The following is a 9,309-nucleotide window of genomic DNA, read 5'->3' as shown; positions in this document are numbered from 1 at the left end:
CGACGAGCTAGAACTTGCCTATGCCGTAATTGATGGTGTTCAAGCTAGAGGGGAAAAAGGAAGCTACAGTACACAACGTATTAAGTTTAACTCTAATACCTTTGGTTAAGCTTTCGTTACATACTTAGGAATTTTCCCGCCGACTTACTTAATATTAATCTGAAAAAGCCAGAAGCAGCACCATTAAGGATTGAGATTACACGCCGCAGTTTACAGGATTTGGGTTTGTTATAGGTGTTATACCAATTCTCTGTGAACCTATATATTAACGCCCTCAGGCTGGAAGCCTGGGGCTACAAAAACAAAGCCCACCTTCGTGGGCTAATGAGGCTAAGTCTTATAACTGTTAGTCAATCCACAATGGTACTAATTGAAAATCTTGACTATTAAATAATCCTTTATCGCTCAATTTTAACTCTGGAATTACTAGCAGCGCCATAAATGCAAGGGTCATAAACGGTGCTGAAAGTTTACAACCGAGGCGTTTTACCCAAGTATCTAGTTCAGCATACCGCTTTGCAACTTCATAGCCGTCTGCGATACTCATCAGCCCAGCTACGGGTAAGGCTAGTACTTCAACATGACTGTTTTCTGCCACAGCAATACCGCCTTGCGCCGCAATCACTGCATTGACAGCATTGCAGATTTCTTCATCGCTGGTACCGACTGCAATAATATTATGGGAATCGTGAGCAATACTAGAAGCGATCGCTCCCCGTTGCAAGCTAAAATTTTTGATAAGTGCGATCGCGGGTGGTAAATTTTGATAGCGATTAACTACTACCAGTTTCAAAATATCATGCTCTAAGTCAGCAATAACGCGATCGCTAGCAATCAGCGCTGGTAAATGTTGTTCTTTTGTAATTAACTGTCCGTCAAACACCTCAATTACCCGCACAGTTGTACCTTTTGCAGGTAAGCAAAAATCTTCTACTTGCTTTGGCTGCGTCATAAAGCGGTTAATTGGTGTCACCGCCACAGAAGGTAACAGTGCTTTACCTGCTTTTGCTACCAATACGCCTTTGCAATAGGTAGATTGTACGGTAAATTCTTGGAGATTATTCACCACAATTAAATCGGCTGCATCGCCTACTTGCAGTAATCCAACGTTGAGATTGTAGTGTAACACCGGGTTCACACAAGCGATTTGCAACACATTCATTAAGTCGTGACCTAATTTTACCGACCTGCGCACCAGTTGATTGATATGTCCCCGCACCAAATCATCAGGATGCTTGTCATCGCTACAGAACATACATTGATAGGGATGGGAATCAATTAAACTGTGTAGCGCCAGGTAATTTTTGGCTGCGGAACCTTCACGAATCAAAATTTTCATTCCCGCAGCTAATTTATCTAAGGCTTCTGCTAAGGTATAGCATTCATGGTCAGTGGTAATCTTAGCAGCAGCATAACTTTGCGCCGCCTCACCAGACAATCCCGGTGCATGTCCATCAATAGGAACTCCTAGTTCCGCAGCAATTTGGATTTTTGCCATTACCTGCGAATCTCTTTGCATTACACCAGGGAAATTCATCATTTCGCTGAGGTAAGAAAGTCCATCCTCTTGCAGAAGTTGGCGAATTTCTGCGGCGGTGATTTCTGCACCTGCGGTTTCAAACTGGGTAGCAGGAACGCAAGATGGCGCACCAAAAGCAATGCTAAATGGTGTTTGTGCAGCATTTGCCAGCATGAAGCGGACACCAGGAATACCCAAAATATTGGCTATTTCGTGAGGATCGGAAACTGTCGCTACTGTACCATGTACTGTTGCCAGGCGGGCAAATTCCGATGGTACAAGCATCGAACTTTCAATGTGAACATGGGCATCAATAAAACCTGGGAGAATATATTGGTTGTATTCTTGCCCATCGTGACGCCCAATTGATTGAATGCGTCCTTCTTCAATGTAGATTGTTCCCGGAAAGATAGTTTTATGGAGAACATCTACAATATTGCCAGAAATGCTCAAGCTAGACATCGCCCACCTCCTAAGGTAAAAGCGATCGCATTCTCTAATTCCATCTTATGCTTCGATAATATAAATTGCTCAGTATTGCGCCTAATTTTTTACTTAAAAACTGATCCCAATTTCAAGCTGAGAACGATGAACGCCCATTGACTATGTGTTTTCTGGTAAATTACTAGCCAGTTGTAGTGAAGCGATGACCGAATAACTGTAGGTTGTTTGCGGAGTAATTCTACAGTTTTCAGTCAACAACTGGCGATTTTTGGCTGTTGCCTTTTGTTGATAATCTTATTTAAACTGCAAAATACAGACTTGTAATGCCAAATTGGCAAAACTTAGATTAAGACGACTTTGATATAGCGATCGCTAAGTGCGTACAAGAATGGTCGGTTATTACTCACCCCAAGCTCATTGCTATTTAGTCAGAATATAGTTAGGCAATCAATTGCACTGTTAAAACAGCTAAAGACAGAGGTTAACTATGTTTCCTATGTTTCCTTTCTGGGGTAATCCCTGTTGTGGAAGCGAACCCATTTCGCACAAAGCTAGCTTAGAGCGGAAATTAAAATTCTTGACTTGGATACGCGATGATTTAGAAACCAGACTAGCTGGTATTAATGCTTCTATTGATACCATTCGGCAGCAAATAGAACGTTCAGATTCATCTGTGTAGAATTTACTTCTAACAGAGATTTGTAGTTGAAGCAAATCTAATTACTGAGTGACTGGGCGCTGTACAAAGCTGCATCAGTTTTGTAGGTTTTGTGCAGCCCTTGGTCACTTAAAATCAGAAAAATTCTCAAAATGACAAATATTATCGCCACAGTTTGGAATAATCGGTTTAAACCGCATCAAGAATCTGTTTTACTATTTGACTCCATTTCTACAGCTAATGAAATAGCTCTAATGCTTAATGGTAAATGGGATGGCTGTAACGGTGTGATAGTAGCTCAATGTGATGAGATAGCTGTTAGCACTGCTGCCAAACTCTTAGAAGCACAATGGTGTTATCAAGGCGCATCACAAGCTGTTTTAAACAGAGTCACAACAGATGAAATTTTACGCCGTTACGCGATTGGCGAAAGAAATTTTGTTAATGTTAATTTGCGGTGTGCAGTACTTACATCAGTGAAACTGCTGGGAATTAATATCAGCTATGCCAAGCTAAATTTTGCAAATTTAAGTCAAGCTAACTTAAGCCAAGCTAATTTAACAGCAGCAGACTTCAGCCAAGCTAATTTAAGTAAATCTGACCTCAATAAAGCATCCCTAATCAGGGCAAATTTCACAGGAGCAAATTTACAAGAAGCTTCACTCCAGGGAGCTAACTTAAGCAATGCCAATTTTACAGAAGCTAACCTCACTGGTGCCGATTTTACAGGAGCTAATCTATATTTAGCAGATTTAAGAGGGGCAAATTTTCATTCTTGTAATTTGAGTGGGGCTAATTTAAAAGGTGCCAAGATCATTGAAAGTGAGTTAGCTTTTGCAAAACAGTGAATATGCTTTGTCGTTGTTAATAATACTGTGGAAATTTTTGCTTATATACAAGGTGTATTATGCCTTATACTAATTTAAATAATGTTGACAACACATCAATATATTCTATAGAAGATGACATTGCCATGCTCCTAAAATCTGTCACATTCTTTTTTTAAATTGAAATTATTTCAAATGATAATTATCAGGGAAAACTATATTCCCTACTGGATAACATCACTATTTAACTGCAAGCAACTTGAAGATTATCGCTGATGAAAATTGCACCTATCAAATTCAAAAACCTGGTCAAGGGCGACCAGGTTTTCTCGAATTCACAGTTTTCAAATCGTTAAACTTGTTAAGTAATTGAAGCAGTCAACAACTAGGGTGGACATAACAACTAACAACTTCAGCATTTTTTGTTTTTCCGCTTTGGGATTTGGCTATGCCTTGTTATCCAAGATTTACGCCACTTAATCATTAATATGCTGAAACTTGCTGGGCTACTGACGGGAGACACCTTGTCATTTGCCCTTTGGTTTTTTCTTGGTGTCCTATGAATATTAATTTAGCACTAAGACAATTAGCTGCAACTGTTTGTTTACTAAAGTTGATATTTTGTTTAATTGTGTAATGCTGCTTGAATTGTCTACACAAGAGTAACTGGGATGTAAGGTGGGGGGACACTTCGACTTCGCTCAGTGTCCAACTCGACTTCGCTCAGTGTCCAATTTGGGATGATTTGCGATCGCTTACCAGTTACTTACCAGTTCCACATGACTGTGCTGTCATCTAAGCGATCGGTAACTATTCTACCTATAGCATCAATATTTGCAATTTCAAGGGGCGAAAGTTGGACTTGTGCGGCTAGGGCGTTGTCTTTGGCTTGTTGGGGGTAACGCGCACCGGCGATCGCATTTGCTTGGGGTTGGGCAATTAACCAGGCTAGGGCTAACTGGGCTAAACTGGCATTGTGTTTCTCGGCGATGGGGCGCAATTTATCTAAAGCTTGTTGAGCGCGTTCAAAGTTTTCCCCTTGAAATAGCTTATTATCGGCGCGATTATCTCCCTGCTCGAATTTAGTTCCGCGAGGAAATTTACCTGTTAATAATCCTTGGGCTAAGGGTGAATAAGCCAGAATGGAAATTTGATTTTCTACACAATAAGGTGTTAAATCTTTTTCTATCTGTCGCCAAAATAGAGAATAAGGTGGTTGTAAACTATCAATCCTGCCATACTGCGATGCTTCGGCTAATTGCTCGCGAGAAAAATTAGAAACACCAATAGCGCGAATTTTACCTTGCTCTTTTAGGAGATTTAAAGCTTTCATTGTTTCTTCAATGGGGACAATTTCACTATTAAAAGCACCAGACGGCCAATGAATTTGATAAAGGTCGATATAATCGGTTTTGAGATTTTTTAACGAACGCTCACAAGCATCTATAACTTGCTGATACTTGAGATGGTTAGCAAAAACTTTTGTCGCATACTGCACTTGCTCTCTGACATCTGATAAAGCTTCAGTAACAATCTGCTCAGAATGTCCATCACCATAAACCTCAGCAGTGTCAATTGTGGTAATTCCAGCCTCAACTGCGGCGCGAATTGTTTTAATTGAGTCTGCATCCTCAATTCCTACCCACATTTTTTTACCAGCTTGCCATGTTCCCATCAAAATAGGTGTGATTTGCACATCTGATTTTCCCAGTGTTCGCTTTTCCATAGTTATTTCCTCTTTCATCTCCCTGGATAGTTTTCTACTGTAGCGGTATGAGGGAGAAAATAAATCAGAGTTAAAGTATATATCAATGAATTTAAGCATAAATTTCCATGCAATCAAGGAATGGGCAATTGCTATTGAGGCTTTAGAAAATGGCAATACTATTATGTTGCTGCGTAAAGGTGGTATCAAGGAGCAAAATGGCCGATTCCAAGTTACTCACGAGCAAGTTTTACTTTACCCGACATTTGAGCATCAACAAGCTTTTTTACTCAAACCTGAGTATGCTGATGGTGTATGTCCAGTGACATCAGGTTGGCATCCAGAAACGGTACGTATCGGTAGTTGGGCAGAAATTACGGATATTTTACCTGTGAGTGATGAGTCAATAGTTAACAGCTTGCTTCCGTTCCACATTTGGAATGAGCATTTTATTAGCGATCGCTTAAAATGGAAAGCTCGTCAACCACTATATATTTTGCTCTTGCGGACTTATAAATTAGCACAAGTCTCAGAAATTCCTTACCTTGCTCAATACGGTGGTTGCAAATCTTGGATCGATTTAGCGCAAGCAATTGATGTACAAAACGCTGAACCAGTTTTGTCTGATTCTCGCTATCAGCAATTAGTCAGCCAAATTCGCGATCTTGTAGGCGATCGCTTGTATATTCCTTCCTTCTAAAGACGAAATTCATCAAACCTTAGCCAAATTTACACTCTCAATAGCGGCAAAAGTCAGTGGTATAAGTATTTCAAAACAATGTAACCAAAAAAACAAATGATTTACTGCTGAGCCTGTACTAAAATAGTAACCACTGATACATACACTTGCCAAATCCGCAAGTACTATTAAAAAAAACTTCACTCTCAATCAAGGGAGAGGCGTGTAGGTTGGTTGACTCTATTGTTTTTACCCTCCGGCCGGAGTCCGTGAGGTGAAATGTTCGTGGGTAATTATCTGCTCTCAAGCAGTACGAGATTTGAAAGTGAACTCAAATAGGTAACAAAAATTATCCCACAAGGGTGATGCGGGTATTGACAAAAATGTGCCAATATGCAACATATGCTTAAAGCAAAGGAGTTTACCATGCAGCGACAAATGTGCTGGTTATCTGGTTTAGGTAATGATGGGGAGAAAGTTTTGCATTTGCAGACTGCACCCGGCCAACCGTGGCGTCCCTATACAGCTTGTAGAGAATATGCAGTTCCTGATTATAAAATACCAGGTGGATCGAAAGGTTGGGCAACTTATCAAAAATTACTAAAAGCAGGCTGGACTCTGGTTCCTAGCTCTCGTGCCAATGAATTTGTCAACAATTTTTCAGACTCAATAATTCAAAATCAATAAGTACACAGTCATTTAATCCTACTGTGGGCTTAAATTATAAATAGTTCAAAAACCGATTGGGGAACCTTCGCCCCGAGGATCGGCTGCTCCCTCTAAAGTCTTATCTGCTGTCACAACGATCGCATTTGCATTTCCCCAAGGAGTCGTCTCCTTGATGTTGTGTCCCCGGCGACGCAACTGTTGTAAAGTGACAGCATCCAAACCCCAAGGTTCAACTCGCAACTCATCGGGAAGCCACTGGTGATGTATGCGTGGCGCAGAAACCGCTGCCCCAGCATCCATGCCATATACTAAAACGTTGAGAATAACTTGTAAAACTTGGGTGATAATTGTACTTCCGCCAGGGGCACCCACTACCATACGTAAGTGACCGTTTTCGGTGACAATTGTCGGTGTCATGCTGGATAGAGGCGTTTTCCGAGGAGCGATCGCATTCGCTTCAGTACCAACTAAACCAAAATAGTTAGGTATTCCCGGTGCAGCAGCAAAATCATCCATTTCGTTGTTCAGCACAATTCCTGTTCCTGGTGTCACCACACCAGCACCAAAACCAAGGTTAATTGTAAAAGTCAAACTTACGGCATTGTGCTGCCCATCGACAACTGTCAAATGGCTGGTTTCGGGAGACTCAGGGAATTTTAGATTTTGGATTTTGGATTTTGGATTATCCTCAGGGTAAAATTTTGCTCCTTCGGCTACGCTCAGGGTAAAATTTTGAATTGTTTCTAGCCCTGGCTTCACCTCTGTGGAAGGTTTAGCTCGTTCCATATTGATTTGTTGACGGCGCAATTTAGCATAAGCTTGGCTAATTAGTTGCATTGTCGGCACTTTCACAAAATCGGGATCGCCTAAATACTTTGAGCGATCGCTGTATGCAATCTTCATCGCCTCTGCGATTAAATGTAAACTATCAGGGTGATGCCATCCCCAAGATTTTAAATCGGTGTCCCCAATGATGTTTAAAATCTGCAATAGGTGTACCCCTCCCGATGAAGGTGGTGGCATAGAGCAGATTTTAGCTTGACGAAAATCGCTACAAATAGGAGTACGCCAGATTGGTTTGTAAGCTTTTAAATCGGACAGAGTAATTAAACCGCCGTTTTTTACCATATCTGCGGCGATCGCTTGGGCAATGTTTCCGGTATAAAAACTTTGGGGATTCTGGGCGATCGCTTCTAGTGTCTTAGCTAAATCGCGTTGCACTAGTTTTTCTCCTGGTTGGTAATATTCCCCATTGCGAGTGAAAATTTCCCGCGCTGCTGGATTGCTGAGAACTACTGGTTTGCGATCCTCGTAAGCTGGTAAAGAACGGTAGGTGACTACACGATTGAGAGTGAAGCCATTTTTAGCCAGTGCGATCGCCGGTTGTACTAAATCCCGCCAAGGCAATTTACCATAACGACGATGCACTTCATACATCCCCGCCACTGTTCCCGGCGTAGCTACAGCTAAATAACCATTTACACTTGCATTGGGACGTACTTTACCTTGTGCATCTAAGTACATATTTCTGGTAGCCTTGAGTGGTGCGCGTTCCCGAAAATCCAGCGCCTTCATCTCGCCAGTTTTTTGCGAATACATCAACAAAAACCCACCACCGCCAATTCCCGCCGAAAAAGGTTCTACCACAGAAATTGCAAAAGTTGTGGCGACTGCGGCATCAACTGCGTTACCACTCTTACGTAATATAGATATACCCGCTTCACTAGCTAAGGGATGTGCTGATACCACCATCCCTTTTTTGCTGCGTACAGGTATAGTCAAGGCAGCTGATACAACTTGGTTATGCAGGAGAACGCTTAAAGAAAAAATAGCGATGCCTACGGCAACCCCTTTGGGGAACGCCACTCGTCTATATTTAGTAATAATGCTCATTCCGGTAATTGGGATTGATTTGGCTTTTAATCACTTGCTTGCAGATTTTAATGCATCTAAAGCGAGATTTAATTGCAAGACATTCACCCCAGGTTCGCCAAATATACCCAAAAAGCGACTGTCAGTGTGTTGCTGAATCAAAGTTTCTAACTGTTGGGGTGAAATTCCTCGCGCTTTGGCGATGCGGGAAATTTGCGCTTTGGCGGCTGCTGGGGTAATGTGGGGGTCAAGACTAGAACCAGAGGTGTAAACTAAATCTGCGGTGGGTTGTATCCCTGCGGTTTGGAGTCGGGTGAAATCGCCATCTTTACCTTTGATGCGTTCTAGTAAGGCTGAATTGCTGGGAGCGAGATTACTAGCACCAGAAACCCCAGTTTGGAGAATTTTCGCGTCATCTTGTTGAGGATTGGCGGTGCTGTAGCTGGTGGTGCTGGGACGAGAGTTAAAATAGCGATCGCTCTTAAAGGGTTGACCAATTAAACTAGAACCGATAATCTGACCTTGGCTATCTTTAATTAAACTACCATTGGCTTGAGCGGGAAAGACAATCTGCCCAATTGCGATCATCATAAAGGGGTAGATAATGGCGCTAATAATCCACAATACAAGGGTAGAACGAATTGCTCTGCTAGCTTCTGTTGCTAAACTCATTAGAATTTCTCCGGTACAAACATGACAAAAAATAAATAGATGGAAAGGCTTAAGGTTGCTAATCCTAATAATCCTAAAGCCCAGGCTTGTGTGCGTGAAAATTGTTCGTCGGTGGCTGCATATACGACAGGCGCAATTATTAGGTTAAAGCACATTCCTAAGAATAGGGATAAAGGCAGTTTTTGTTGACGCCAATCTGAGAATATTGCAGCAATATCTTCAATTAGTTGGGTATAAGAGTTTTGAGTTTTCATAAATCAATAA

Annotated in this window: 9 protein-coding genes; 4 read left to right on the top strand and 5 right to left on the bottom strand. The window is 41.6% G+C overall.

Annotated features, from left to right (window positions below; genetic code table 11):
- Positions 1–346 precede the first annotated feature (346 nt).
- Complete coding sequence (gene ade, locus H6G41_RS15960) at positions 347–1,981, bottom strand: adenine deaminase (RefSeq protein WP_190747163.1); 1,635 nt, start codon at positions 1,979–1,981, stop codon at positions 347–349.
- A gap of 469 nt (positions 1,982–2,450) precedes the next feature.
- Here ade and H6G41_RS15955 point away from each other — a divergent pair, with 469 nt between their 5' ends.
- Together H6G41_RS15955 and H6G41_RS15950 are read left to right on the top strand one after the other, a co-directional pair.
- The gene (locus tag H6G41_RS15955; RefSeq protein WP_190747162.1) at positions 2,451–2,642 is read left to right on the top strand and encodes a hypothetical protein; all 192 of its coding nucleotides are present in this window, start codon (positions 2,451–2,453) and stop codon (positions 2,640–2,642) included.
- A gap of 131 nt (positions 2,643–2,773) precedes the next feature.
- Entirely contained in the window at positions 2,774–3,469 is a 696-nt protein-coding gene (locus H6G41_RS15950) for a pentapeptide repeat-containing protein (RefSeq protein ID WP_190747161.1), read from the top strand.
- Between the two features lie 745 nt (positions 3,470–4,214).
- Here H6G41_RS15950 and H6G41_RS15945 read toward each other — a convergent pair.
- Entirely contained in the window at positions 4,215–5,174 is a 960-nt protein-coding gene (locus H6G41_RS15945; RefSeq protein WP_190747160.1) for an aldo/keto reductase, read from the bottom strand.
- Positions 5,175–5,259: 85 nt separating this feature from the next.
- Here H6G41_RS15945 and H6G41_RS15940 point away from each other — a divergent pair, with 85 nt between their 5' ends.
- Together H6G41_RS15940 and H6G41_RS15935 are read left to right on the top strand one after the other, a co-directional pair.
- Positions 5,260–5,853, top strand: coding sequence for a DUF1802 family protein (locus tag H6G41_RS15940; RefSeq protein ID WP_190747159.1), 594 nt, complete (start codon positions 5,260–5,262; stop codon positions 5,851–5,853).
- 405 nt (positions 5,854–6,258) lie between these two features.
- Positions 6,259–6,519, top strand: coding sequence for a hypothetical protein (locus H6G41_RS15935; RefSeq protein WP_190747158.1), 261 nt, complete (start codon positions 6,259–6,261; stop codon positions 6,517–6,519).
- Positions 6,520–6,564: 45 nt separating this feature from the next.
- Here H6G41_RS15935 and ggt read toward each other — a convergent pair whose 3' ends face one another.
- The 3 genes from ggt to H6G41_RS15920 are packed head-to-tail and all read right to left on the bottom strand — an operon-like array spanning position 6,565 to position 9,299.
- The gene (gene ggt / locus H6G41_RS15930; protein ID WP_190747157.1) at positions 6,565–8,394 is read right to left on the bottom strand and encodes a gamma-glutamyltransferase; all 1,830 of its coding nucleotides are present in this window, start codon (positions 8,392–8,394) and stop codon (positions 6,565–6,567) included.
- A gap of 30 nt (positions 8,395–8,424) precedes the next feature.
- A complete protein-coding gene (gene kdpC, locus H6G41_RS15925) occupies positions 8,425–9,045 on the bottom strand; it encodes a K(+)-transporting ATPase subunit C (RefSeq protein WP_190747156.1) in 621 nt (206 codons plus the stop codon).
- Positions 9,045–9,299: a potassium-transporting ATPase subunit F gene (locus H6G41_RS15920; protein WP_190747155.1), complete on the bottom strand. Its 255-nt coding sequence runs from the start codon at positions 9,297–9,299 to the stop codon at positions 9,045–9,047. The genes kdpC and H6G41_RS15920 overlap by 1 nt, the downstream gene beginning before the upstream one ends.
- Positions 9,300–9,309: the final 10 nt, after the last annotated feature.

It is taken from the genome of Tolypothrix sp. FACHB-123, from assembly GCF_014697075.1.
Lineage (GTDB): Bacteria > Cyanobacteriota > Cyanobacteriia > Cyanobacteriales > Nostocaceae > Aulosira.
Note: the sequence above shows the minus strand (reverse complement) of the source record. Positions and strands in the feature narration are given on the sequence as shown.